The organism is Corallococcus sp. RDP092CA (assembly GCF_041903675.1).
GTDB lineage: Bacteria > Myxococcota > Myxococcia > Myxococcales > Myxococcaceae > Corallococcus.
Genome location: NZ_JAYESI010000197.1, coordinates 1 through 240, shown reverse-complemented (window position 1 = coordinate 240; position 240 = coordinate 1). Strand labels below are relative to the sequence as shown.

At 68.8% G+C, this 240-nt stretch carries 1 protein-coding gene; it reads left to right on the top strand.

What is annotated here, in order from left to right; translation table 11 throughout:
- Positions 1-240: transposase (locus U8525_RS34740; RefSeq protein ID WP_374271013.1), on the top strand; the 240-nt coding region annotated here is incomplete at both ends.

The following is a 240-nucleotide window of genomic DNA, read 5'->3' as shown; positions in this document are numbered from 1 at the left end:
TCCACCGCATCCTCCCCAGCCGCTCCGGCGCGACGGCCAGGACGGTGCTGGGTGACTACGCCGGAGTCGTCCTGGTGGATGGGTACGCGGCATACCAGACGGCGACGAAGTCGGGCCCGGACGGGCCCTCCCCCGCGACGCTGGCCTTCTGCTGGGCGCACGTGCGCCGCAAATTCTTCGAGGCGAAGCAATTCGCGCCAGCGTGCGAAGAAGTGCTGCGGCTCATTGCGGAGGTGTATG